Source organism: uncultured Psychrosphaera sp., assembly GCF_947500655.1.
GTDB lineage: Bacteria > Pseudomonadota > Gammaproteobacteria > Enterobacterales > Alteromonadaceae > Psychrosphaera.
Genome location: NZ_CANMSK010000012.1, coordinates 22,911 through 48,937, shown reverse-complemented (window position 1 = coordinate 48,937; position 26,027 = coordinate 22,911). Strand labels below are relative to the sequence as shown.

23 protein-coding genes are annotated in these 26,027 nt (G+C 36.7%); 19 read left to right on the top strand and 4 right to left on the bottom strand.

The window, feature by feature from the left end; all coding sequences use genetic code 11:
• Positions 1–6 precede the first annotated feature (6 nt).
• From lrp to Q0940_RS11025, 7 genes are all read left to right on the top strand, one after another.
• A complete protein-coding gene (lrp, locus tag Q0940_RS11055; RefSeq protein ID WP_299268409.1) occupies positions 7–477 on the top strand; it encodes a leucine-responsive transcriptional regulator Lrp in 471 nt (156 codons plus the stop codon).
• A 165-nt stretch (positions 478–642) separates the two neighbouring features.
• Positions 643–3,309 (top strand): DNA translocase FtsK, encoded by a 2,667-nt coding sequence (locus Q0940_RS11050; RefSeq protein ID WP_299268582.1) that lies wholly within the window; start codon positions 643–645, stop codon positions 3,307–3,309.
• Positions 3,310–3,312: 3 nt separating this feature from the next.
• Positions 3,313–3,957 (top strand): outer membrane lipoprotein chaperone LolA, encoded by a 645-nt coding sequence (lolA, locus tag Q0940_RS11045; RefSeq protein ID WP_299268407.1) that lies wholly within the window; start codon positions 3,313–3,315, stop codon positions 3,955–3,957.
• A gap of 74 nt (positions 3,958–4,031) precedes the next feature.
• Positions 4,032–5,291 (top strand): replication-associated recombination protein A, encoded by a 1,260-nt coding sequence (locus Q0940_RS11040; protein ID WP_299268581.1) that lies wholly within the window; start codon positions 4,032–4,034, stop codon positions 5,289–5,291.
• Between the two features lie 48 nt (positions 5,292–5,339).
• Positions 5,340–5,720 (top strand): fluoride efflux transporter CrcB, encoded by a 381-nt coding sequence (gene crcB / locus Q0940_RS11035; RefSeq protein ID WP_105052649.1) that lies wholly within the window; start codon positions 5,340–5,342, stop codon positions 5,718–5,720.
• A gap of 57 nt (positions 5,721–5,777) precedes the next feature.
• On the top strand, positions 5,778–7,091 hold the full coding sequence (gene serS / locus Q0940_RS11030) for a serine--tRNA ligase (RefSeq protein ID WP_299268402.1): 1,314 nt from the start codon (positions 5,778–5,780) through the stop codon (positions 7,089–7,091).
• Positions 7,092–7,193: 102 nt separating this feature from the next.
• Positions 7,194–7,487: a DUF3301 domain-containing protein gene (locus Q0940_RS11025; RefSeq protein ID WP_299268400.1), complete on the top strand. Its 294-nt coding sequence runs from the start codon at positions 7,194–7,196 to the stop codon at positions 7,485–7,487.
• A gap of 160 nt (positions 7,488–7,647) precedes the next feature.
• Here the strand turns inward: Q0940_RS11025 and pyk are convergent, their stop codons facing one another.
• Positions 7,648–9,078: a pyruvate kinase gene (gene pyk, locus Q0940_RS11020; protein ID WP_299268579.1), complete on the bottom strand. Its 1,431-nt coding sequence runs from the start codon at positions 9,076–9,078 to the stop codon at positions 7,648–7,650.
• 157 nt (positions 9,079–9,235) lie between these two features.
• Entirely contained in the window at positions 9,236–10,093 is an 858-nt protein-coding gene (locus tag Q0940_RS11015; RefSeq protein ID WP_299268396.1) for a MurR/RpiR family transcriptional regulator, read from the bottom strand.
• Between the two features lie 334 nt (positions 10,094–10,427).
• Between Q0940_RS11015 and zwf the strand changes: the two genes are divergently transcribed.
• The 5 genes from zwf to Q0940_RS10990 are packed head-to-tail and all read left to right on the top strand — an operon-like array spanning position 10,428 to position 16,168.
• The gene (gene zwf / locus Q0940_RS11010) at positions 10,428–11,897 is read left to right on the top strand and encodes a glucose-6-phosphate dehydrogenase (protein WP_299268393.1); all 1,470 of its coding nucleotides are present in this window, start codon (positions 10,428–10,430) and stop codon (positions 11,895–11,897) included.
• 53 nt (positions 11,898–11,950) lie between these two features.
• Positions 11,951–12,649, top strand: a complete 699-nt coding sequence (gene pgl, locus Q0940_RS11005; RefSeq protein ID WP_299268391.1) for a 6-phosphogluconolactonase — start codon at positions 11,951–11,953, stop codon at positions 12,647–12,649.
• A 24-nt stretch (positions 12,650–12,673) separates the two neighbouring features.
• Positions 12,674–14,491 carry a phosphogluconate dehydratase gene (edd, locus tag Q0940_RS11000; protein WP_299268388.1) on the top strand — a complete coding sequence of 606 codons (1,818 nt, stop codon included), beginning with the start codon at positions 12,674–12,676 and terminating at the stop codon, positions 14,489–14,491.
• A 25-nt stretch (positions 14,492–14,516) separates the two neighbouring features.
• Positions 14,517–15,470 carry a glucokinase gene (locus tag Q0940_RS10995; protein WP_299268386.1) on the top strand — a complete coding sequence of 318 codons (954 nt, stop codon included), beginning with the start codon at positions 14,517–14,519 and terminating at the stop codon, positions 15,468–15,470.
• A 56-nt stretch (positions 15,471–15,526) separates the two neighbouring features.
• Positions 15,527–16,168 carry a bifunctional 4-hydroxy-2-oxoglutarate aldolase/2-dehydro-3-deoxy-phosphogluconate aldolase gene (locus Q0940_RS10990; protein ID WP_299268383.1) on the top strand — a complete coding sequence of 214 codons (642 nt, stop codon included), beginning with the start codon at positions 15,527–15,529 and terminating at the stop codon, positions 16,166–16,168.
• 214 nt (positions 16,169–16,382) lie between these two features.
• On the opposite strand, the gene Q0940_RS10985 is transcribed toward Q0940_RS10990, so the two are convergent.
• Positions 16,383–16,991 (bottom strand): phage integrase N-terminal SAM-like domain-containing protein, encoded by a 609-nt coding sequence (locus Q0940_RS10985; protein ID WP_299268380.1) that lies wholly within the window; start codon positions 16,989–16,991, stop codon positions 16,383–16,385.
• 294 nt (positions 16,992–17,285) lie between these two features.
• On the opposite strand from Q0940_RS10985, the gene Q0940_RS10980 reads away from it, so the two are divergent.
• The 5 genes from Q0940_RS10980 to Q0940_RS10960 all read left to right on the top strand — a co-directional run bounded on the left by Q0940_RS10980 (position 17,286) and on the right by Q0940_RS10960 (position 22,357).
• Positions 17,286–17,699, top strand: coding sequence for a GNAT family N-acetyltransferase (locus Q0940_RS10980; RefSeq protein WP_299268377.1), 414 nt, complete (start codon positions 17,286–17,288; stop codon positions 17,697–17,699).
• Positions 17,700–17,835: 136 nt separating this feature from the next.
• A complete protein-coding gene (locus tag Q0940_RS10975) occupies positions 17,836–18,417 on the top strand; it encodes a hypothetical protein (RefSeq protein ID WP_299268374.1) in 582 nt (193 codons plus the stop codon).
• Positions 18,418–18,555: 138 nt separating this feature from the next.
• Positions 18,556–19,491 (top strand): hypothetical protein, encoded by a 936-nt coding sequence (locus Q0940_RS10970; protein ID WP_299268371.1) that lies wholly within the window; start codon positions 18,556–18,558, stop codon positions 19,489–19,491.
• Positions 19,492–19,613: 122 nt separating this feature from the next.
• Positions 19,614–19,964 carry a hypothetical protein gene (locus Q0940_RS10965; RefSeq protein ID WP_299268368.1) on the top strand — a complete coding sequence of 117 codons (351 nt, stop codon included), beginning with the start codon at positions 19,614–19,616 and terminating at the stop codon, positions 19,962–19,964.
• 992 nt (positions 19,965–20,956) lie between these two features.
• Complete coding sequence (locus tag Q0940_RS10960; protein ID WP_299268366.1) at positions 20,957–22,357, top strand: alpha/beta hydrolase; 1,401 nt, start codon at positions 20,957–20,959, stop codon at positions 22,355–22,357.
• A 405-nt stretch (positions 22,358–22,762) separates the two neighbouring features.
• On the opposite strand, the gene Q0940_RS10955 is transcribed toward Q0940_RS10960, so the two are convergent.
• Positions 22,763–23,659: a 3-hydroxyacyl-CoA dehydrogenase gene (locus tag Q0940_RS10955; protein ID WP_299268364.1), complete on the bottom strand. Its 897-nt coding sequence runs from the start codon at positions 23,657–23,659 to the stop codon at positions 22,763–22,765.
• 355 nt (positions 23,660–24,014) lie between these two features.
• On the opposite strand from Q0940_RS10955, the gene nrtS reads away from it, so the two are divergent.
• The gene (gene nrtS / locus Q0940_RS10950; protein WP_299268361.1) at positions 24,015–24,257 is read left to right on the top strand and encodes a nitrate/nitrite transporter NrtS; all 243 of its coding nucleotides are present in this window, start codon (positions 24,015–24,017) and stop codon (positions 24,255–24,257) included.
• A 69-nt stretch (positions 24,258–24,326) separates the two neighbouring features.
• A complete protein-coding gene (locus Q0940_RS10945; protein ID WP_299268358.1) occupies positions 24,327–25,976 on the top strand; it encodes a methyl-accepting chemotaxis protein in 1,650 nt (549 codons plus the stop codon).
• Positions 25,977–26,027 lie beyond the last annotated feature (51 nt).

The following is a 26,027-nucleotide window of genomic DNA, read 5'->3' as shown; positions in this document are numbered from 1 at the left end:
GGTTAAATGAATAAAACGCTGGATCGTATTGATAAGAACATTTTAATTGAATTGCAAAAAAATGGTCGAGTTTCTAATGTAGATTTATCTAAGTTGGTTGGTTTAAGCCCAACACCTTGTTTGGAACGCGTGAAGAGATTAGAGAAGCAGGGTATTATTGAAGGCTATAAAGCGGTAGTGAATGCTGAAAAAGTCGGTGCGTCATTATTGGTGTTTGTTGAAATAACCTTAGAAAAAACAGCACAGGACGTATTTTCTGACTTTTCAAGATCGGTAAGTACGTTTGATGAAATATTAGAATGTCATTTAGTCTCGGGTAGTTTTGATTATTTGTTAAAAACTCGAGTTAAAAATATGGCGTCGTATCGTAAATTATTGGGGGATACCTTATTAAGACTGCCTTCTGTTAGTGCCAGTAGAACTTATGTGGTGATGGAAGAAGTGAAGTCAAATACGGCAATTCCAATTAATATTTAAATATTGAATCCATTCAAGTAGATAATCTACAAATAATTGTGTAAAAGAGCATAAACGCAATGATTCTTATCATTAAATTTGCTACAGTTTTACAGCCTCAAATGAATATTTCATATAAAACAAAAATTGAGTGCGGAGTATATTTTGACAGAGAACCAACCGAATATGTTAAATGGATTTCAGCGATTATTAGAAGCCGGGTTATTTATTGCTGGGCTTATCGCAATATTCATTTTAATCACGCTATTTACTTTTGATCCAGCCGACCCTAGCTGGAGTAAAACGGGCAACTATGAATTAATTAAAAATGGCGGTGGGGCTTTTGGTGCTTGGCTGTCTGATATTTTATTATTCACCTTTGGTTGGTTAGCCTTTTTTGTGCCAATCGCGGTTTCTTTAGTGGGTTGGTTATTATTCCGTAAATTTCATAACTTAATTGAAATTGATTATTTAGCATTAGGTTTACGTTTAATTGGTATTTTTCTATTTATAATAGGTGCTTCCACGTTAAGCAGTATTAACTTTGATGACATTTATTACTTTTCTTCAGGTGGCATCATTGGTGATGTTTTCGCTTATTTGTTGTTACCAGTAATTGGTTTTACAGGCTCAACTTTAGTGCTATTAGCGTTTGTAATGATAGGCATAACGCTAATGACTGGCATCTCTTGGATTAACGTCATTGATAACATAGGTAAGTATTCGTTAACTTTGAGTGGGATCTTGTATTCCAAATTACGTAGTTCTTTTCAAAAATCAAAACAAGATAATAAAACAAAAAGCAGTGGTGTTACTTTAACTTCAGCGGGTGAACCTTCTGAAAGTGCAGAGCTTAATAACACAACGACGATTCCAGAGAAGCTAGACAGTAATAATTCACAATCATTTTTAAATCAATTCTTCGGTGCTACAGCAAGTAAAGATGAAGTGTTAGATGAGCGAGTATTGCCATCAATAACAACAAATTCAATATCAAGCGATCCAATTAAACCAGCATCAGTAAACACTGGGTCAATTGACGATGATGAAATCTCAATTGAAAATTCTCAAGCCGCTGGCATGGTAGACTCTCACTTTGAAACTCCAGAGCCTACACATAATATTGCAAAAGCAGCAAATGAAGTGTCACTTGAAGACGACATGCCAATGTCATTTGATGAATATGAACAACAACCTACCTATTCAGGTGTTGATGATGAATTACATACTACTGACATTAAAAGCACGTTAGATGGAATGCAAGCTGCACATCAACGTGCCCCTGAGCGTGATACTTCAGCAGTAGAAAATAAAACGCCAATAGTAAAAGAAATTCAACCTATAGTCTTACCGTCAATAAACTTATTAGACCGTCCAGATAAGATAGAAAATCCAGTTTCACAAGAAGAGTTGGATGCAGTTTCAAGATTGGTTGAAGCCAAGCTATTAGACTTTAATATCCAAGCTAAAGTAGTTGGTGTATTCCCAGGTCCTGTTATTACCCGTTTTGAATTGGATTTAGCGCCGGGTATTAAAGTAAGTAAAATCACAACGTTATCTAAAGATTTAGCACGTTCGCTTTCAGCATTAAGTGTTCGAGTTGTTGAGGTTATACCGGGTAAGTCGTTTATTGGTTTAGAATTACCAAACAAACATCGTCAAATTGTTCGCTTATCTGAGGTGATGAATAGCCCAAGTTTCCAAAATTCAGAATCACCTTTAACTATGGTTTTAGGTAAAGACATAGCAGGTAAAGCGGTTACGGTTGATTTGGCAAAAATGCCACATTTATTAGTTGCTGGTACAACAGGCTCTGGTAAGTCGGTTGGTGTAAATACCATGATTTTAAGCTTGTTGTATAAATCAACACCTGAAGATGTTCGTTTGATCATGATAGATCCTAAGATGCTGGAACTGTCTGTTTATGAAGGTATTCCACATTTACTTTCAGAAGTCGTAACTGACATGAAAGAAGCAGCAAATGCATTACGTTGGTGTGTTGGTGAAATGGAGCGTCGTTATAAACTAATGTCTGCATTAGGTGTTCGTAATTTAAAAGGTTATAACGCTAAAGTGGCGAAAGCGATTGCTGAAGGAAATCCGATTTTAGATCCGCTTTGGGTTAAGTCAGATCAGATGTCAGACCGTCAACCAGCGTTAGAAAAACTTCCAGCAATTGTAGTTGTTATCGACGAATTTGCTGACATGATGATGATTGTTGGTAAAAAAGTAGAAGAGCTTATAGCTCGTATCGCACAAAAAGCTCGTGCTGCTGGTATCCATTTAGTCTTAGCAACACAGCGTCCATCTGTTGATGTAATAACCGGCTTAATAAAAGCCAACATTCCAACAAGAATGGCATTCCAAGTGTCATCCAAAATCGACTCAAGAACTATCTTAGATCAGCAAGGTGCAGAGAACTTACTTGGTATGGGTGACATGCTTTATTTACCACCAGGATCTGGCGTGCCAACACGTGTACATGGTGCATTTGTAGATGATCATGAAGTTCATGCCGTGGTTAATGATTGGAAATCGAAAGCAAAACCAAATTACATTGCAGAGATTTTGCAAGGTGAGATGACAGACGAAAACATGTTGCCTGGCGAAGCAGCAGAAGCCGCGGAAGGGGAAGAGATTGACCCAGTATTCGACGAAGCGGTTGCCTTTATTACTGAAACTCGTAAGGTTTCAATTTCTAGTATTCAACGCAAACTTCGTATCGGTTATAACCGTTCAGCTCGTATTGTTGAGCAAATGGAAATGATGGGTATTGTAACTAAAGCTGCAAATAATGGTGGTCGTGAAGTATTAGCGCCGCCTCCAGTTAAAAACATTGAAGAAGAATTTTAATAAATGAAAATAACAAAAATAGTTATATTGCTGACTTTAATCGTTAGCTTCGCTAGCAGCTTTTCGCTGTTAGCAGAACCTTCTGAAACTGAACTTAGAAAGTTATTAGCTGATTATGATGGCTTTACTGCCGACTTTAATCAGGAAGTCAAAGACACAAAAAATAACTTACTTCATAGTGCATCAGGCAAATTGGTATTTAAACAACCGGGTAAGTTTATCTGGCAAATCAATGAACCAGAGGAAGAGCTTTTATTATCTAACGGTGAAACCTTATGGTGGTTTAATCCGTTTTTAGAACAAGTTTCTATCTTTGATGCAGCAGATGCCGTATCAACGACACCATTTGCACTATTGGTTTCGCAAAACGATGAAGTTTGGAATAAATTTACCATCACTGAGTTAGAGTCAGGTTTTATGATCAAACCTAAAGATGAAAATGACTCACAGGTAAGTCAACTGGCTGTGTATTTTGACGAATTCTTATTAAATGAAATTGTTATTACCGACAGAACACAACAAACCAGTTCTTATATATTAAAAAACCAAGCATTTAATAAATCACTTAGCGTTGGTTTTGACTTTGAAATACCTGAAGACATTGAAATAGATGATCAACGTCAGGTGCAAGCAACGCCGAGGCAGTAGGACTTATTTTGTCTCACCACACTAATATAGGTTTTGACTTTTCTCCAACAGATACAAAACCATTAGCTGCAAGAATGCGGCCTTTAACCTTAGACCAATATGTTGGACAAAAACATTTGGTTGGTGAGGGCAAAGCAATCCGTAAAATGATTGAAGGCAAACGTTGCCATTCAATGATTTTATGGGGACCTCCAGGTACCGGAAAAACGACACTTGCAGAACTTATTGCACAGTACTGCGATGCGGAAGTTGAAAAGCTTTCGGCTATTAGTGCAGGTGTAAAAGAAATTAGAGCCACGGTTGAACGAGCTAAAGAACGATTACAGCAAACAGGTAAAAAAACCGTTTTGTTTGTTGATGAAGTTCATCGTTTTAATAAAGGCCAGCAAGATGCTTTTTTACCCTTTATAGAAGATGGCACGGTAAGCTTTATAGGCGCAACGACAGAAAATCCATCCTTTGAGTTAAATAACGCTATTTTATCTAGAGCTCGTGTTTATATCCTCAAAGCCATAGAACCAAGCGATCTTGTTGAACTAGTCGACCGCGCATTAACAGACGAAGAGCTTGGTCTTGGCAAATTACAGCTTAAGCTATCGGAACAAAATAGAACCTTATTGATTGGTTTAGCCAATGGTGATGCTCGTAAATTACTAAACTATCTCGAACTCTGTGGTGACTTAGTTGCAGATGATAATGTCATTACCGATGAGATCATTGAACAAGCCACTGGCAACCAAATGGCAACCTTTGATAAAGGGGGCGATCATTTTTATGATTTAATCTCTGCCTTTCATAAGTCTGTTAGGGGCTCAGCTCCAGATGCTGCTTTGTATTGGTATTGTCGAATTTTAGCCGGCGGAGGCGACCCTTTATATGTTGCACGCCGGTTATTAGCCATAGCAACAGAAGACATAGGTAATGCTGATCCAAGGGCAATGGAAATAGGCTTAAACGCGTGGGATATTTTCCACCGTGTTGGTCCGTCTGAAGGCGAAAGGGCAATTGCACAAGCAACCTTATATATGGCTGCCGCTCCAAAGAGTAACGCTGTTTATAAAGCCTTTAATCAAGCGAAACAAGATGCCGCAAGTTTACCGAGTTACGATGTTCCAATCCATTTAACCAATGCTCCAACAGAGTTAATGAAAACCATGGGTAAGGGCGCTGAATATCGTTACGCTCATGATGAACCTAATGCGTATGCCGCTGGTGAAAAATATTTACCAGAGCAAATGAATGGTACAGAATACTATCACCCAGTCGAACGGGGCTTAGAAAAGAAAATTGCTGAAAAGCTACGTTATCTAAAAGGCTTAGATGACAATGCTTAATATTAAACAAACGTGTTTATTTGCAGTAAATATTCAAAAGGCAGTGCTATGAACAATCTAATATTTGTCGCTATTGGCGGTGCGTTAGGTGCGAGTATGCGTTATGGCGTAACTATGTTGATGGTTAGCTTGTTAGGTAAAGGCTTTCCTTACGCAACTTTGTTGGTGAATGTTATTGGTTCATTTTTCATGGGGATCTTATTTAGCGTAATTGAACATGGTATGATGTCCGACTTGCCTTGGCGATCGCTATTTGGAATAGGTTTATTAGGTGCATTTACCACCTTTTCTACGTTTTCATTAGACACCTTGTTGTTGTTGCAGGACGGTGATTGGTTTAAGGCCATATTAAATATTTCGTTAAATGTTGTTGTTTGTGTTTTTGCCGCTTGGCTTGGAATGCAAATGATGGGATTTAAACACAGTTGAATCTGAACTCAAATTGTCGAGTTTAATTAAAAAAATCAGTTATAGGGTTATTAAAAAATGTTAGATCCAAAGTTCTTTCGTAACGACATTAATGAAGCTGCAAGTCGTTTAGCCACTCGAGGCTTTGAATTGGATGTTGCAAAACTCAATGAGTTAGAAACACGCCGTAAAGACCTACAATCAGCCACACAAGATTTACAAAACGAACGTAATACCAAATCTAAATCTATTGGCCAAGCCAAAGCTAAAGGCGAAGACATTCAACCTTTGCTAGCCAGCGTTGCCGACTTAGGTGACAAGCTAGATGCCGCTAAAGCAGAATTATCTGAGTTATTAGCTGAAATAGATACGATTGCATTACAAGTACCTAACTTGCCTCAGCTTGATGTGCCGGTTGGTAAAAATGAAGATGAAAACGTTGAGATTTTAAAGTGGGGCACACCTAAGCAATTTAGCTTTGAGGTGAAAGATCACGTTGAATTAGGCGAAGGCCTAAGTAAAGGTTTAGATTTTGAAATGGGCGCTAAATTAAGCGGTGCTCGTTTTGTGGTTATGCGCGGTCAAGTCGCAAGGTTAAATCGTGCGCTAGCGCAATTTATGTTGGACTTACATACTGAGCAGCATGAATATATGGAAGCCTCTGTTCCATATTTAGTAAACCCTGAAAGCTTATTAGGCACAGGTCAATTACCTAAATTTGAAGAAGATTTATTTCATACTAAACCTATTTCAGGCCAAACAGACAAAGAAGGTGAGCAAGATAGCCGCAAGCTTTCTTTAATCCCTACTGCGGAAGTTCCGTTGACTAACTTTGCACGTGATGTGATTTTTGATGAATCAGAGTTACCAGTTAAATTAACTGCTCATACTCCATGTTTCCGCTCTGAAGCGGGTTCTTATGGTCGTGATACTAAAGGTCTTATTCGTCAGCATCAATTTGATAAAGTTGAATTAGTGCAAATGGTGAAACCTGAAGATTCAAATGAAGCGCTTGAGCAACTCACTAATCATGCTGAAACTGTATTACAACAACTTGAGTTGCCATACCGTAAAGTGATTTTATGTACTGGTGATATGGGCTTTGGAGCCACTAAAACTTACGACTTAGATGTTTGGTTACCAGCGCAAGATACTTACCGTGAGATCTCTTCATGTAGCAACATGGGCGATTTCCAAGCGCGTCGTATGCAAGCTCGCTTTAGAGCTAAAGGCGCGAAAAAACCTGAACTGTTACACACATTAAATGGTTCTGGTTTAGCGGTTGGCCGTACATTGGTGGCCGTATTAGAAAATTACCAAAATGAAGATGGCACTATAACGGTTCCATCTGTATTGGTTCCTTATATGAAAGGCTTAACTCAGATAGGTTAATTGCATAACAGCAACCGAACTGAGTTGAAAATATAAAAAGCGACTGCATATAGTGTTAGTCGCTTTTTGTTTATTAGGCTTTAACTAAATTGGAAATAACGCATGTTTGATTTAACCACCATATGGCTGATAATGTTTTTCGCTTGTATTGTTGCTGTATTTTTACAATTTAGAAAACTTGCAGAAATTGCTGAGTCAGCAGCCAAAGGTTATTGCGAGCGTTACCATCTTCAATTACTTTCTGTGCCGATGCAAAGCTGGAAATTAGGATTTAACAAGAAGTTAATTATCAAAGCTAGCTTTATACTAAATTATAGTGCAGATGGGTTGAGTGCTAAAAAGGGTGAGATCATTTTGCATAATGGCAAAGTAGAGCATATTCACCATTGGGCTTAATTCATTATTAAACTAAATTAAGCTAAAGTTAATCTAGCGTTAAGTTAACCAAACACGCAATAAAAAAGCCTATTTAATAAATAGGCTTTTTTGTTTTAACTGTCTCGTCCTTAAATGTGTTTAATTAAAACAAGACAGCTGATTTGAAAAAATAATGACATTAAGCCGTCATTATTTTTACTGTGTTGGTTGCACCAATTGTTTCCATACTATCGCCATGAGTAACGATAACTAGGTCACCTTTTTGTAATCTTTCTTGACGAACCAAAGTGTTAAGCGCTTCACGAGTATCTTCATTATCAAACAATGTAGAGTCAAAAAATACTGGGTATACACCACGGTACATTGCACTCTTATTTAATGTTTTCTCGTGACGAGATAGTGCAAAAATAGGTAGAGATGAACTGATACGTGATAATAACTTAGCGCTACCACCAGACTCAGTTAACGCCACAATCGCTTTGATGCCTTCCATATGATTAGCTGCATACATAGCAGACATCGCAATTGCTTCAGATACATCATCAAATACTTTTTCCATACGGTGTTTTGAAATTTGTGCAGTAGGGTGTTTTTCAGCACCAAGACATACATTAGCCATTGCTTTTACTGTTTCAACAGGGAAGTCACCAGCGGCTGTTTCTGCAGATAACATAACGGCATCGGTACCATCTAATACAGCATTTGATACGTCCATTACTTCAGCACGAGTTGGCATCGGGCTTGTGATCATTGACTCCATCATTTGAGTCGCTGTGATAACCGCTTTATTAAGCTGACGTGAACGAGCAATTAGTTTCTTCTGAACACCAACTAACTCTGCATCACCAATTTCAACACCTAAGTCACCACGGGCAACCATGATAACGTCAGACGCATGTACAATATCGTCAATCGCTGCATCAGTCGCTACCGTTTCAGCACGTTCTACTTTTGCTACTATAAGTGGTTTAAAACCAGCTTCGTGTGCTAATGAACGAGCATAATCTAAATCAGCACCAGAGCGTGGGAAAGAAATAGCAAGGTACTCAACATCAATTTTTGCTGCAGTAAGAATGTCAGCTTTATCTTTGTCAGTAAGTGCAGGAGCTGTTAAGCCACCGCCTTTACGGTTGATGCCTTTATTATTTGAAAGTGGACCAGCGACCGTTACTTCAGTGAATATTTTACTACCAGATACTGACAACACTAATAATTGAACACGACCATCATCTAGTAATAGAAGATCACCGTTGTTTACATCATTTGGTAATTCTTTGTAATCGATACCAACTTGGTTTTGATCACCTTCATCACGACCTAGTTCAGCGTCTAAAATAAATTTGTCGCCAATGGCTAAATGGATTTTTGTATCTTTAAATCTTGCAACTCGAATTTTAGGACCTTGTAGGTCACCTAATATTGCAACATAAGTATTTAATTTTTTTGCAGTTTCACGTACTTGTCTTGCTCTTTCAATATGATCTTCGGCTGAGCCATGAGAAAAGTTCATACGAACGACATTTACGCCACTTTTTATTATTTGCTCTAAAACGTCATCTTTGTCCGTTGCAGGACCTAATGTTGATACTATTTTTGTTCTTCTCAATATATTCGACATGACGACTATAAACTCCGTTGATTTTATATTTTTGTAATTTAATTACATTTTGAGACAATTTAATAAAATTACAAGAAAAAACTGCTTAAAGTGATTAAAAATTAACACATTAATAAAAAAAGCAGCCTAGGCTGCTTTTTTTATTACATTAGCTGAAATTTTCTTTCTTTTCAAAGCGAGACGGTCTTAGCGAGTCTTTTACTTTTTTCAGATTATCTCTGAATTTAGGACCGCGTCTTAAAGTAAATCCAGTTGCTAAAATATCCACAAGTACTAGCTGAGCAATTCGAGACGCCATTGGCATATATAAGTCAGTGTCTTCAGGTACATCAGAGCTTATACACATATTACATTCTTTACCTAGCGGACTGTCTTTGGCTGTTAACCCAATTACAGTTGCATCGTTTTGACGAGCAATTTGAGCGATTTCTACTAACGGTTTAGTACGACCTGTATGTGAGAAGATCACAACAACATCGCCATCTGTACTGTTAATACAGCTCATACGTTGCATAACAATATCTTCAAAACAGTTTACGGGTACATTAAAACGGAAAAATTTATTTAGTGCATCTTGTGCTACAGAAGCGGATGCGCCAAGACCAAAGAAAGAGATTTTTTTAGCTTGAGTTAAAATATCCACAGCGCGATTAATCTGGCCAATATCTAAGTTGCGATGAGCTATATCTAACGCAGCCATGGTAGATTCAAAAATTTTAGCGCAATATTCATCAGGTCCGTCGGTTTCATCAACGTGACGATTAACGTAAGGCGTACCATTGGCTAAGCCTTGAGCCAAATGCAATTTAAAGTCTGGGAAACCTTTAGTGTCTAAACGACGGCAGAATCTATTTACCGTTGGCTCACTAACATCAGCAACTTTTGCTAATGTAGCTATGCTTGAATGAATAGCTTGTTCTGGGTTAGCAATGATGACTTCTGCTACTTTTCTTTCAGATTTACTGAATGTGGTAATTTGAGAATTTATTTTTTCAAGAATATTCATTCTTTTTCCTTAACTTTACTAAGCTAACTCATTAATATAGTTGTTTTTTGTGTGGTAGTCTTTAATCAAAAAAGGCTATCATTTTAGTTTTATCATAATATCTTGAATTTAGTTAAATTGAAGATGGCTCAACGAATAACGAGTTTTGAATAAGTTATATTCAGCATTAGAATGTAATTACGAGTTAAAAACAACAATATAAGTTAAAAATTTACTCAAAATGTAAAAAAATTACATAATTTAGGTTTACATAGACCAAGATAGTTAGTTAGCATTGGAAACATGTAGTTAAATTACAAATTAATCATACAAATTTGTTTATTGGAGAATCTGAATGGCCACAAATTTAAGTCATAAGCCATGCGATTTAGTGTTATTTGGCACTAATGGTGATTTAGCACGCCGAAAGTTATTACCTTCGTTATATCAATTGGAATTAGCAGGCTTACTTGCTGACGACACTAAAATCATCGGTGTTGCCCGCCAAGACTTTAGCCACGAAGAATATCAAGCGGCAGTTGTTGAAAGCCTGGAGCGTTTTGTTAAAGAAATTTTAGATGAAACGGCTAAAAATAAATTTATCGCAAGACTAAGTTATTGCCAAGCAGATATGACCAAGGCTGAAGATTACCAAGGAATAAAAGCGTTAGTTGATTTAGAAAACAGAACCTTAGTTAATTACTTCTCTACACCACCATCTGTATTTGGCGATATTTGTAGTGGCCTACACTCTGCTGGATTAGTGATTGACGAAACTCGTGTTGTGGTTGAAAAACCAATTGGTCATTGTTTAGAGTCTTCAAAAGTTATTAATGACAAAATTGCAGAATATTTTAACGAAAACCAAATTTATCGTATTGACCATTACTTAGGTAAAGAAACCGTACTTAACCTTTTAGTACTGCGTTTTGCCAATGCAATATTCACCAACAACTGGGATCATGAGTGTATTGATCATGTGCAAATTACCGTTGCAGAAGAAGTGGGTGTAGAAGGGCGTTGGGGTTATTACGATGACGCAGGTCAAATGCGTGACATGGTACAAAACCATTTATTACAAATCCTATCGTTATTAGCGATGGAGCCTCCGGTTGATGTGAGCGCTGACAGTATCCGTGATGAAAAATTAAAAGTATTAAAAGCATTACGTCCAATTACAGAACAAAACTACCAGCAAAAAACAGTGCGTGGTCAATACACGTCTGGCTTTGTAAATGGTCAAGCAGTACCTGGTTATTTAGAAGAGGAAGGTGCGAATACTCAAAGTAAAACAGAAACGTTTGCGTCTATTCGTGTTGATATCGATAACTGGCGTTGGGCTGGTGTACCATTCTATTTGCGTACAGGTAAACGTTTGCCTATTAAAGGTACTGAAATTGCGATTCACTTTAAAAAGTTACCGCACAATATCTTTAAAGATACCTACAAAGATTTGCCAGCCAATAAATTAATTATTCGTTTGCAACCAGATGAAGGTATTGAAATTCACTTGTTGAATAAAGTGCCTGGCCTAGGTGAGCAAATGGAACTGCAACAAACTAAGCTTGATTTAAGTTTCTCAGAAACCTTTAAAAACGACCGTATTGCCGATGCATACGAACGTCTTATCCTAGAAGCTATGCTAGGTAATCAATCTCTGTTTGTTCGTCGTGATGAAGTTGAAACAGCATGGACTTGGGTCGATGGGATTTTAGATTCATGGAAACGTTCTAACGAATTACCTAAACCATATTCAGCTGGCTCTTGGGGGCCTGTTGCGTCTATTGCTATGTTGGCAAGAGATGAACGTGAGTGGGATGAATAATCTCACCTTTTGTTCAAAAATAAATATTAGCCAAATAGAAGCAACGGACAAATATGAAAGCAAAAATTAGAAAGTTTGAAAATTCGACATCATTAAATGAAGAGTTTTCACAAGAAATTGCAGATAAGTTACAAGCTGGTATTAATGAAAATGGCAGCGCCACTTTATTAGTATCTGGCGGAAATACGCCTAAACCTATGTTCTTAATGTTGAGTAACAAAGACATTGAGTGGAACAAGGTTAATATTGCATTAGTTGATGACCGTTGGGTTGAGTTATCCGATCCTGCTTCCAATGAAGCCATGGTTAACAGCGCGTTATTAATCAATAAAGCCAGTGTTGCAAACTTTGTTGGTATGAAAACCGAACATAAAGATGCGTTTGAGGCCCAAGCAGCCGTTAGTGCTAAGTTTGATACTTTTAAACGTCCATTTGATGTTGTTATTTTAGGTATGGGAGAAGACGGACACACAGCTTCAATTTTCCCATGTTGCGCTCAGTTAGATGAAGCGTTAACAACCAGCAAAGACATTATGGCCACCGAGCCAACGACGGCGCCACATCAACGTATGACGTTTACTAAGTCTGCGTTGTTAAATTCAAAACAACTTTATCTACACTTAGTCGGTGAAAGTAAAGAAACCGTATTATTAGACGTTGCTGCAGGCAGTGACGAAAAACAAGCACCTATACGTGCATTCCTAAATCAGTCAGTTGTGCCTATGTCTGTGATGTTAGCAACCACCAAATAACCTGACTTAGCTTTGGAGATAATTATGAATTCAGTCATTCAAGAAGTAACAAACACAATCATTGAGCGTAGCAAAGTATCAAGAGCTGCGTATTTAGCCAAAATTGAAAAAGCACGTTTAAAAGGACCACATCGTGGCATTCTTTCTTGTGGTAACTTAGCTCATGGTTTTGCTGCTTGTAGTACACAAGAGAAAAAAGATTTAACCCAGCTAACTAAAGCCAATGTTGGCATTATCTCTTCTTATAACGACATGCTTTCAGCACACCAACCTTATGAAGTTTATCCAGCTAAGATAAAAAAAGCGATTGAGAACGTAGGTTCTGTTGCTCAGTTTGCAGGCGGCGTTCCTGCCATGTGTGACGGCGTTACACAAGGTCAACCAGGAATGGATTTGAGCTTAATGAGTCGTGATGTTATTGCCATGAGTGCAGCGGTTGGTTTATCTCATAACATGTTTGATAGCGGTATAATGTTAGGTATTTGTGACAAAATTGTCCCAGGCTTAGTGATGTCTGCATTAACATTTGGTCACTTACCATTTATCTTTATTCCAGCTGGTCCTATGGAATCAGGCATTCCAAATAAAGAAAAAGCACGTATCCGTCAGTTATACGCACAAGGTAAAGTTGGTCGTGATGAATTATTAGAGTCTGAGTCTAAATCTTATCATTCAGCGGGTACTTGTACGTTCTACGGAACTGCTAACTCAAATCAACTTGTTGTTGAAGTAATGGGATTACATTTACCGGGAGCGTCATTTGTTAATCCAGGTACAGAATTACGTGATGCATTAACAGATGCTGCGTCAGTTCAAGCAACCAGAATTACAGATTTAGGTACTGAGTACCGACCTGTTGGCCACATTGTTGATGAAAAATCAGTGGTTAACGGCATAGTTGCATTATTAGCAACTGGCGGCTCAACTAATCATACAATGCACTTAGTGGCAATGGCGAAAGCGGCTGGCATTTTAGTTAATTGGGATGACTTTGATGCGTTATCTTCAGTTACGCCTTTAATCGCTAAGATTTATCCAAATGGTGAAGCTGATATTAATCACTTCCAAGCAGCTGGCGGCATGGCATATCTAATTAAAGAATTACTACGTGGTGGTTTCTTACACAACGATGTAACGACTATTTGTGGTGAAGGGTTAGATAAATACACACAAGAGCCTATTGTTCGTGACGGTAAACTAATGTGGGTTGACGGTCCTGATAAAGCACTAGATTCAGAAGTATTAGCAACGATTGAAAAACCGTTTAAAGCTGACGGTGGTCTTTCTGCATTATCGGGTAACTTAGGTCGCGCTGTTATTAAAACATCGTCTCTACGTCCAGGTAAGGCAACCGTTAAAGCACCAGCAGTTGTATTTGAAAGTCAACATGACATAGACGCGGCATTTAATGCTGGCGACTTAGATAAAGATTGTGTTGTTGTGGTTCGTTATCAAGGGCCAAGAGCGGTTGGTATGCCTGAGTTGCATAAACTAACGCCTCCTTTGAGTGTATTACAAGATAAAGGCTTTAGTGTTGCTTTGGTTACAGACGGTCGTATGTCTGGTGCATCAGGAAAAGTACCTGCGGCTATCCATTTATATCCAGAAGCGCTAGATGGCGGCTTGATCGCAAAAGTACAAAATGGCGACATTATCGAAATTTGTGCAGAGAAAAATATTGTCCACCTTCATGTAAGTGAAGAAGAATTGGCAAAACGAATCGTTACTGTTAAAGATTTAACAGAAGATCGTGAAGGCATGGGACGTGAATTGTTTAACGGATTACGTCAAGCAATGACAACGCCAGAAGAAGGCGCATCTTGCGTTTTTCATGAAGCATAATTCGATTTAATCGTGGATTTAAAGTATGACTATTAAAGCATTAGTTGCCGATATTGGCGGCACTAATATTCGACTTGGTATTGCGGATATGGAAACACTTTCCATATCCAATATTTTGTCTTACCAGTGTAAAGATTTTGACAATGTAGATGGTGCAATTAGCCAATATAAACAAGATTCAAAACAAGAATTTGAGTATGCATGTCTTGATGTTGCTTGCCCGGTTGTTAGCGATGAAGTTAATTTAACCAACAATCATTGGTGTTTTTCACAAGCGGCGGTGACAAAACAATTTGGTTTGAAAAAGCTAATTGTTATCAATGACTTTACAGCGATAGCTATGTCAGTGCCAAATATAGCAAAAGATAAGTTAGTACAAATTGGTGGGCAAGATGCTATACCTAATGCGCCAATTGCGATTTTTGGTGCAGGTACAGGACTTGGCGTTGCCAATTTAATCCATGCAGAAAACAAATGGATCCCAGTTGGAGGCGAGGGCGGACACGTCGACTTTTCTCCAATAGACAGCGATGAAATTGAAATTTTAAAAGAATTACAAAAGAAATACGCTCGAGTTTCAGCAGAGCAAGTATTGTCAGGCTTAGGTTTAGTACAAATTTATCAATCTTTGTGTGCCATGAATAATGAAACAGCAAAAGATTATGAACCAGCAGACATTACCAAACATGCAATTGAAGGAACCGACCAATTAGCGGTTAAAACACTCGATGTTTTTTGTCGTATCTTAGGTAGCTTTGGTGGTAATTTAGCACTAACGTTAATGACCTATGGCGGTGTATTCATTGCTGGCGGCGTAGTACCAAGATTTATTGAATATATTAAGACAAGTGAATTTAGAGCTCGTTTTGATGCAAAAGGACGTTTTGGAAAAATAATAAAAACAGTTCCTGTATACGTTGTAACAGAAGAACAACCTGGATTAATTGGTTGTGCTGCGTATTTACAACAAGAAATTTAATTAGGGTTCCTTAACTGGAACAACCTCATAATAAGAAAAGTTTAAAAGGGTTTAAAATGGCAGAACGTAATTGGTTAATCGACTCAGCAGAAGTATTCGCAGCAGGTCCTGTAGTGCCAGTATTAGTTATTGAGCACGTTGAAGATGCGGTTCCAATCGCTGAAGCATTAATGGCCGGTGGCATTAAAGTATTAGAAGTGACTTTGCGTACAGCTGCAGCACTTGATGTAATACGTGAAATTGCCACGCATTGCCCAGACGCCATAATTGGTGCAGGAACCGTTACTAATGCAGAGCAGTTAAGACAAGTAACAGAAGCCGGCGCTAAATTTGCTATTAGCCCAGGTTTAACACCTGAGTTATTGGAAGCTGCTAATGCAGGCTCTATTGCATTAATCCCTGGTATCGCGTCCATTTCTGAGCTTATGACTGGATTAGATAGAGGTTACTCACACTTTAAATTTTTCCCAGCAGAAGCATCTGGTGGTGTACAGTCGTTAAAATCTATTGGCGGTCCATTTCCAAATGTTCGTTTTTGCCCAACAGGTGGCATTAACCCAGCTAACTACAAAGATTATTTGTCACTATCTAACGTTATGTGTTGTGGCGGCTCTTGGTTATGTCCAGATGACGTTATTAAAGGCAAACGCTGGTCAGAGATCACAGAGTTAGCTAAAAAGGCAACAGCAGGCGTTTAGGCTGTTATTGTTTAGATTTCCAGTGTTTAAATATTAAAAAACCAGCTACGGCTGGTTTTTGTTTTTTAGTCCAGGGCTTAATCAATAACACAGTTCAATCTAATAACATGCTAGAAAATTTTACTTAAAGGGCTTATACCAATTGTATTAATGAATTGATTAGTTCAGAGCTATGTTAGAGGTGTGAGAATAAGTAAAATTTGTGTCGATATAGTTATTCTCGGCTTTGTCTCCTGAGTCGCTCTATCTCGTGCATCCAAACACCTGCATATTGCTCATTTTTTATATCCAGCTCTAGATACTCCCCAACCTGCATAATTTGATTCCTAAGTAATGGGATCAACTCAGTAGCTAGTGTAACAATTCGATGCTTGTTCCCTTTACCATTCCAAACTTGAATACATTTATAGTCAAAATCAATGTCTTTTACCCTAAGCTGCACAGCTTCCATCACTCGCAAACCACTACCGTACATTAATCCTGCAATTAAATAATATCGCTTAGATAAATGACTCATCAGTTGTTTTACTTCATCTGGCGTCATCACCACAGGTAATTTTGGCTGTTTCTTTGACCGAACAAATTCTAAATTTAATGAAAGTTCATTCTTAATGATGTGTTTATATAAAAAGACCAAAGAATTCAACGCCGTTGCTTGAGTCCGAGGCGATACATTACCTTTTAGTACGATATGATCCAGATAAGTTGTCACCTCATTATTTCCCATCGATGCTGGGTGACGTTTATCATGAAAGCGAATATAAGAACTTATCCATTTTAAATAGATTTCAACGGTTCTAAGCGAGTAATGTCGGCTACGCATGTGATCAGCAATAGAGTTCAAAAAATGGTGAACGTGTTTTCATAAAGCTCCTCCTAAATAAACTGTATGTATATACAGTTGCAGTAGGGTTTACCCCATATTCAAGAAAATGCGCAAATTACGCACTTTTATCTTACTTATAAAGTTAACGGCTTATATTTTAATAATGCTGGCAAATAGTTATTAACTTTGTTAAAAATAACTCATTCAGAAAAGTGCGCGATTGCAAATCAGAAATATGCGCAATTTGCGCACTATTAAATTGTTAGCAGTACAAGATAAATCGGAGTATCAATGAACATCGAAGTATTAGAAAACCCGAAACAAGAACTAATCGATTATCTAGATAAAAAAATTGATGATTTTAACTGGGCTAACTGGGAAGTAAGTGAAAGAACTCCTTTAGCAGTACAAATTAAAAATGATCAAGATGAAGTTATTGCTGGTGCAGCAGCTCGGTCATTTGGTGATTGGCTATTATTAGATACCTTGTGGGTTTCAGATGAACTGCGGGGTCAAAATATTGGTAGTAAGCTCCTTAAAGCAATTGAAGAGGCAGGTAAAAAGCGTGGGTGTGTTAAATGTCTATTAGATACACTTAACTTTCAAGCAATGCCATTTTATGAAAAGCATGGTTATAAAACTCAGTGGGTTCAAGAAGGGTACCCTAAAACGGGCTGTAAATACTTTATGCTCAAAGAGTTATAAAACAGTTTGAGTACAGTACTGCTAACAAGGGTTTTCAAGACGGACAAATTACAGTTGGCTTTTTGTTCGTGCCTCACTTATTTTAGCCAACTGCAATTTGCCGCTTAAAACGGCGTTATGCTACAAGGAGAGTTCGGTGTTTAAACTAACCATTATTATGACTTCGTTGTTGTTTGTGACTTCATGCGCAGCAACTTCCCATAAACTTAATTCAGGTACACCTGTTAATATTTATGGTGTTTCTTCGTTATCACCTAAGAATGGTAGTTGGTCTGTTATTACCTCAACTGGCTATCAGGTTGCTCTTGGGACTAAGCTAACAGATAACAGTAGTGGCGTTATAAATATGTCGCTTTATCAATTACCAGAATTCCCTTCAGATGAAGCATTTCTTTCACTCGTGGTTAAACATAGAGCATCCTCACCAGATATCGGCAGGTTCGAACTTAAAGAAAACACCGAAGAGTTAGTAAACCTTAATGGTGCAACATGCGTAAAGCACAGAACAATTTCTCAAGATAACAATGCCAAAATCGATGGTAATAAATCAGCCGTAATGCAGATAGAGTATCTTGGGTATAATTGCATACATCCTTTTAAAAAATCTGTTGGCGTACATACGGAATATTCTCTTCGTCACTTTCAAGGCAAGGAGCACCCTGAGCTAACTAAAAACGCAGAAGAGTTTTTTAGTAACATGCAATTTAAAGAGTTTTAGTAGCATAACAAGCTGTTAAACAAGGACAAAAAACAGTTGGTTTTGCTCCTACGTCGCTAATTTTAACCAACTATTTTTTGCCTGTTAACAGGGCGTTGAGGCCGTAGAATAATTCTTTTTTAAGAAAAACGGCCGATTTTGTGGGTTCCAAATGCATTACCTAGTGGAAGAAAAGCGCTTAGAATTTGTTGCAAGAACTCGATTTTTATCAATTTGGGCTGTTGGAGTAATTCTACAGCCTCGTTAGCATTTACTGAGATTATGGTGAAATATTCTAAACTTGTTTTTATATTACTTGTGCTTAGTGGGTGTGCGTCAAATACAGTTTCCTTAAAAGATATAAATGAAGCTAAAGATAGCCATGATTTCAAAACTCTTAGTAACAGTTACCAATTCAGACTAGATTATTTAATTAACGATAAAAAATATTCTTATTTTACATATGAGATTGAGGATAAGGATAGATATATCGAGCTGTTAACAGAGAGCGGTCGATTATTAGCTAGCTCAGAAATATCCCGAGATCAATTTTACTGGCCTGAAATTAGAAAGTGTACTTTATTCCCACACCACGAAAAGCTGGATGTAGTGGAGTGCTTATCTAAATTTAATTTAAATGTTAAAAACAATAATAACCCTAATTTTCTAACCAATTTAAAAAGTGTAAATGAAGAAGAAAAAAACCGAAAAAACAATGGGGCAGTAGGAACTGTTGTATTTGCAATACTCTTGTCTCCCATTTTAGTACCAGCTGCAATACTGTCTTCTCCGATTTTAGTATACGATTATAAGTCCTCTGAAAATCAGAAAGAAAAATTTCATTTAACACTCAGCTCAAATAAGGGACTAGAGAACTATTTATCTAGTTTCGATTCAAACTTTATTTCTAAATCCAATGGTAAAGGTTCAGCATATTTAGAGTCAGGAATAATGGATGAACCATCCGTCGCCTTTGGCTATATTAATAACGAAGTTATATGGATACAACTCAAGCCGTCTTGGGTTTGTGGTGGAGGTTTTATGTTTTGGGGATTAAAATGTACAGTTGGGTGGCATGAAGACAAGCACTGGTAAATGCTAACAAGAGAATGAATAGTGATTCACTTTAGTTTGTCATTTTTAGTTGCAAACAACGCAATAAAACTGCCAAACTAGCTCACACATTATTCAGGCGTTATAAGCCATAGGGAATTTCGGTGCAGAATTCAATTGTCAGGAAACTTGATGTATTAAGCGTTTTTATCGCTTGGACTTTACTGATCGTATTCTTTGTATCTTTAGGCTACGGAAAAGTTTTCTCAGAACCAAATGCAAGCGCTAGTCATTTGATTTATATTTTTGGTGCTTTCTCTGTTTCTGTTGTACTTCATATTGTTCTAGCGTTTTTTAATCGTTGCCCACATTGTAATAAGTGTCTTATTGTTCAAGGTTTTAAAACGCCACATCCTGTATCTAGTGGTAGTTGGGATAAAGTTGTATGGCGTTGGTTTTCAGGCTCTATTGTTTGCATTCATTGCGGTCAAAGAGTGGTGACAAATGGCTTGTAACAAGAATTGGCTGAGAATGAGAAATTCTACAGCCTCGTTAGGTGTCTAATTGAATTCCGTTACTAAATCGAAAATTAAGTTTTCAATACTCACTTTAATTACAATAGTTGTTTTTACTCTGGTTTTAGATAATTTTTACTTTCGCGGAATATACATGTATTCAGTAGAAGCCATGGTCGTAAAAAAGATAAAAAAAGTAGTATCTAATAAACCCGTTTATCGAATGATAGTAAAAATTGACTCTACCTCCGAGCAATATATTGAAGCGGTAAATAACGTTGAAGTAAGATGCCAAAAAGATTGTCCATCGAGTGGGAAAGTTAAAATTCAGGTCTATAAAGTACCACTTCTAAATTATAGAAATTACTTTTACAACGGCACCTAACAAACGCATTAATAATGGACGCCTTAAATCTTGGCTGGCGCTCATTTTTAATCTAGTTCTTGTTTATTTCACATACATAAATTGGTCGTTAAAAATTCTGATAAACGGACAGCAATATTTGTTTATCAGAATTAATATAATGTTTGAATGGAACTTAAGCTGCTTCAATTATTCTCTAAAGCCCTTTAATTGCTATGTATTTTCAATTTCATTATTTACAGTAAATGGTATTACGCAGCTTTGCTTATAAATAGTTGGCTGTAAAAATAATGGTTGAATTACAATTAAGCCAATTAATGAAGTTAGTTAAACTCTGCTCTAAAGAAAGTAGGTTAGGGGACGCGGGAGGATAATAATTTAGTTATATTTTTCTTTACCTTAATTTCTTTTGGGGTTAATCAAGCTATTTGACTTAAAAAAATCTAGTAACGCACAGAGTTAGACCGTTAGTAAATTAATTATAAATACGAAAGTTGGTATTAGACCCTGCTACTCAAACTGTTTATTTATAAGGTAATTTAAGTAAGTTCTGGCTTAGATGAACTAACAAAGTTAATATTATCTAAGCAACAAAAATATGTTGTTATAAACATTTTAAGGATGAAGGATGCTAAGACGAGTCTCAATGTATATGTTGTTATTGATGGTATTAACTTACTCTTGCCAACAACAAGCACAAGCAGCTGTTGAACCTACACCCATTACTTCTCTGCCTGACGAAAATTGGCAGTTATCTTATTTTAATGAGCCTGTCTTTAATAGTGAAGTTGCTGTATTAGAGGCTGGTGACCGAATTAACCCTCCTATTATTTTGATTCATGGACTTGGCCAGTTAGGGATGAAAGATTGGTTTAGTGTTATTCCAACCCTTGCCAAAAATTATCGTGTAATAGCCATGGACCTTCCAGGTTTTGCGCTTTCTTCAGGTTCCAGAGGACGTTTCTTACCCACCAATTATGCCCATGTTATAGACGCTATTAGTAAAAAATACACTAATAGAAAGTCGATTGTTATTGGTCACTCTATGGGGGGCGCAATTGCTCTACGTTATACTGAGTTATATGAAAACTCTGTTGAACAGCTGATTTTGGTGGATGCTGCTGGTTTATTAGAAAAGTCGGCCTTTATTAAGCACATTGCATCTTTTGAGTTTGGCGATTATATACCAGCACCTATTCAAAAATTAATTGATGGAGCAAATAAATTTAGCTCATCAATGATAGAAGTTACGACCAAAAGCTCTTTGTTAACCGATTTTTTACAAAATAATGATTATGCATGGAATTTGTTAGTGTCAGATTCAAATAATATGAATGCGGCATTGAGTTTGGTTGAAGAGGACTTTAGTCAAGCCGTTAGTCAGATCAGTTTACCCGTTAATATTATTTGGGGGGATGAAGATAATGTTGCACCAATTCGTACCGGTAAAGTACTTTATAAGCAAATGCGTAATGCCCGTTTACAAGTGATTCAAGGTGCGGCGCATGTGCCAATGAAAAGTCATAATGTGGAGTTTATGAGAGCTTTAGAAATAGCTCTTAACCAGCCGATAACCGATAAATATACTTTGCCAAATACAGGTGAAAATCAAGGTGTTTTAAATTGTAAAGGGTTACGTAATAAAACCTATTCTGGTCATTATGATGAAATTGTAATGGACGATTGCGACAATATTAAATTGATTAACATCAGTGCAGATAGCTTTAAATTCATAGACTCGGTAGTTAATATTGAAAACCTGAGTTTTGCTAATAAAGATAATCAAATAGAATTTAAAGGCTCTGTTGCCACTATAACTAATGCAAATATATCTGGTCATAATGTAATGTTAATAAGTGGTAGTCGTTTAGATATGGCTGGGGTTTCTATTAAATCGACGGGCGATGCTGTAATGGTAGCCAATAAATCACGAATTTCAGTCTCTCTTAGTGATATTAGTAGCCCTCAATATACTGGGATAGTTCATGGTATTTTTTATCCTAAAAATCAAAGATTGATTGGGCAATAATTAACAGAGTTATATATGGCAATGTTAAATTTATTTAAACATATTGCTGAGGAAGTATATTTCTACAGTAGATATTAAACAGCTAAATACTCAAATGGAGTCATATTTAAGAACAATGGGGGAGTCTAATGCTTATGTACTTCACCATAAAACAGAAATCTCTGGTATTTTTGAGCCTAGGTACTATTTCTACCTCTACAAATTTGATCGTCAACCGCTTTTAGTCAAATTCGAAGTTTATAAATCTAGCAACGCACAGATAGACAGTTAGTAAAATTAGCTCTTAGCTACAAATTCTAAAGCGATGCAACACTTTGTTTAATGCTGCTAAGAAATGAAAGGATCAGAGTTATATTATTTTTATTTAATATCACTCTGATCCTTTTTTGCTCTGCGATTAATTCTTTACTTTAAAAAATCAGGTTCCAAGTAAGCAGGGTTTGGGTATCTATAAAAACCTTCACCAGTAGAAACACCTAGTTTATTTTTATCAATAAAGTTTTCTTTTAAGTACTCTACTGTTTTAATTTTAAGTGGATCTTTTGTTTTGGCTGCTGATAATTGATTAATATTATATGCAGTTGTAATACCAACCGTATCTAATATTGCAAATGGCCCAATTGGGGCGCCTGTGGCTTTCATCCATGTTTTATCAATTGTTTCAGGTGTTGCAACTTCTTTGATAAGTAAATCCAAGCCAGCTGATAGTAAAGGCACTAACAGTGAATTTAAAATATATCCAGGCTGCTCTTTGTTTAGTGGTAAGGTCAACATTCCTATTGCTTTACCAAACTCCACTACTTCCTCAAACACCTTAGGGTCTGTTGTCGGGTGACCCATTATTTCGGCTGTATTATGGGTCCAAATATTATTAGCAAAATGCAAGGCTACAAACTGAGTTGGTCTTCCTGTGGCGTCGGCTAATTGGCTCGGAAGAAGGGTTGACGAATTGGTTGCAAAAATTGTTTTTGCTGGAGCAACTTGAGCTAACTTTTGATAGAAATCTATTTTTATCTCAGGACTTTCAGGAACCGCCTCAATGAGCAGATCCGCATTTTTAACGGACTCTTTCAAATCCGACGTGTAAGTTAAATTTTTATATGCCTGATCTAGTTGCTCTTGAGTTGCATTTAAATCTACTTTAAACGCCTCACTTAACGTTTGAAATTTTGTTTTTGCCTTTTCCAAAATATCATCGTTGATGTCATAAACCGTTACATTAAACCCATGAAAGGCCGACTGAAAAGCAATTTGATACCCTAAAACACCACTTCCAGCCACAGTTACATTTTTATATTTCATAACATTAGTCTCCTACTAAACAAAGAAGTAGTTATATCCTTCTTAGTATTTAGTTTATGGTTAGTTTAAAAATCTAATTTCAAAAATCAGTCAAGAAATAGATATTAAAATCAAAATCTTGGCAATAAAATAATTAAGTTAATGAATAAAGTTAACTTCTACTTATATGGTTGGTGCTTTACCGGAAATTAAAAGGGGGGAAGAGCAAATTAAATAAAAGTAATTCACTATTACACAGGTTGTTAAATTCTATATTTAATGGCTCATAGCCACTTTGATTTAACTTTCAAAACGAAATTGAATATAAAAGAATGATTAGTAGGTTTACAAAAGCCACAGTTTTAACCTAAAGTGAATGGGGGCAATTCAACAAACTATCGAGCAATCATTGAACATCAGTACAGCTATCACTAAAAAACAAATTAAAACCGCCGTTATTATCAGTATTGTTGTTGGAACAATTTTGACCTTAATCAATCAAGGAGAGGCTTTTTTTGATGCTGCAGAGCTGAACTGGTTTAAAGTTATCCTTACCTACATAGTCCCTTTTTGTGTATCACTATATTCCAGCATATTAGCAAAAATAGAAACAAAATAAGTATAAGTATTACAACAAGCATCTCATCTTTGGAATGACTTAATTCGCCCACTTTAAATTGGAAATAAAATGAATTTTTTAAATAACATCAGTATTAATAATCGTTTACTGATAGGGTTTAGTATTACTACTTTGCTTATGATAATACTTACTACCGTAGGTATTTACCGAGTTAATATGATCGGTAGTTCTCTAACTACAATGACGAACATTAATGTAGTTAAGCAACGTAATGCGATTAATTTTCGTGGCAGTGTTCATGACCGTGCTATCGCTATTCGTGATTTGGCAACATCAAGTAGTCCAGAAGAAGCAAATATACATATTAACAATATCAATGAATTAGCTGAGTTTTACCAGGTATCACAAAAAAACATGGAAGCAATGAAAGTATCTGGCATCGAGTTTAGTAGTGAAGAGAATTCGATACTACAGCAGCTTGAACAAATTCAACAAAAAACCGAACTCTTAATTCTAAATGTCATTAAAACTCAAAATGGGATGCCAAATAACGACGGTTTAATGTTGTTAAAAAACGGTGGTAGTCAACTGTTTGTAGAATGGCTTAGTACCATTAATTCGTTTATTGATTTAGAAGAAAGTAAAAATATTATTACAACTAAAGAAATTTTAGAAAACGCATCAACGTTTAAAACTACTATGTTGGTATTAACGGTTAGTGCATTAGCCCTGTCTATTTTAATTGCCTACATTATAGCTAACAGCTTTAAAAATTCACTTGGTGCAGAGCCTAAAGTTGCGGCTGAGGCGTTGTCCCAAATAGCCCAAGGTAACTTGGTCCAGCCATTTGTCACGCCATGTGAAAATAGTATGATGTGTACAATGGCTAAAATGCAGGAACGTTTAAGACATACAATGCTTGAAATTACAGGTGCGTCAAATGACTTGAAAGTACAATCTACAGTGGTTACTAAAGGGTCTAAAGACATAATATTATTGGCTCATGAACAAGATAAATTAACCGTAAGCACTAGTGAAAACCTGAATGATATTCAAGCCAACATTACAGATATAGCAGAAACGGCTTCTAAAAATAAAACAAACGCACAACGTATGGTGGAAAGGGCAAATAATGGACTTGAGTCTATGTCTTTAAGCGTAGAAGCAATGCAAAACGTAGCAAATATCGTTACACAGGCTGTAGAGCAAATTAGTAAATTAGAAGCGTTAACTATTCAAATTGGCGGCATTACTAATGTGATCAACGGTATTTCAGACCAAACCAACTTATTAGCCTTGAATGCAGCTATAGAAGCGGCTCGTGCTGGTGAAACTGGTCGTGGCTTTGCGGTAGTTGCCGATGAAGTAAGACAACTTGCTTTACGTACTGGTGAGGCAACCAGTCAAATTCAATCAACTATTGAAGAGGTTCAGCAAGAAACCTCAACTGCGGTAACGGTAATGCAGGATACCTTACCTAAAGTTCAAGATGGTCAAACTAAGACACAAGATGCAATGAAGTTGTTACAAGAAATCGGTGACAATGCTAATAATTCGTTTAAAAATGCAAGTTTAGTTTCAGATACAGCGACTGAGCAAGTTGTCGTTATTGGTTCAATTAACGATGTTATGGCGCAAATTGATGATATCAACAAACAAACAGTACATTCGTTAGAACAAAATAATGCTGCAACTATTGCGTTAGATAAATTGGCAGAAAAACTAAATAAAGAAGTTGGATTCTTTAAAACTAGTTAGTCTTTAACCATAAGTTGCAAAATTAAAACTGATTAGCTTTATGTTAATCGG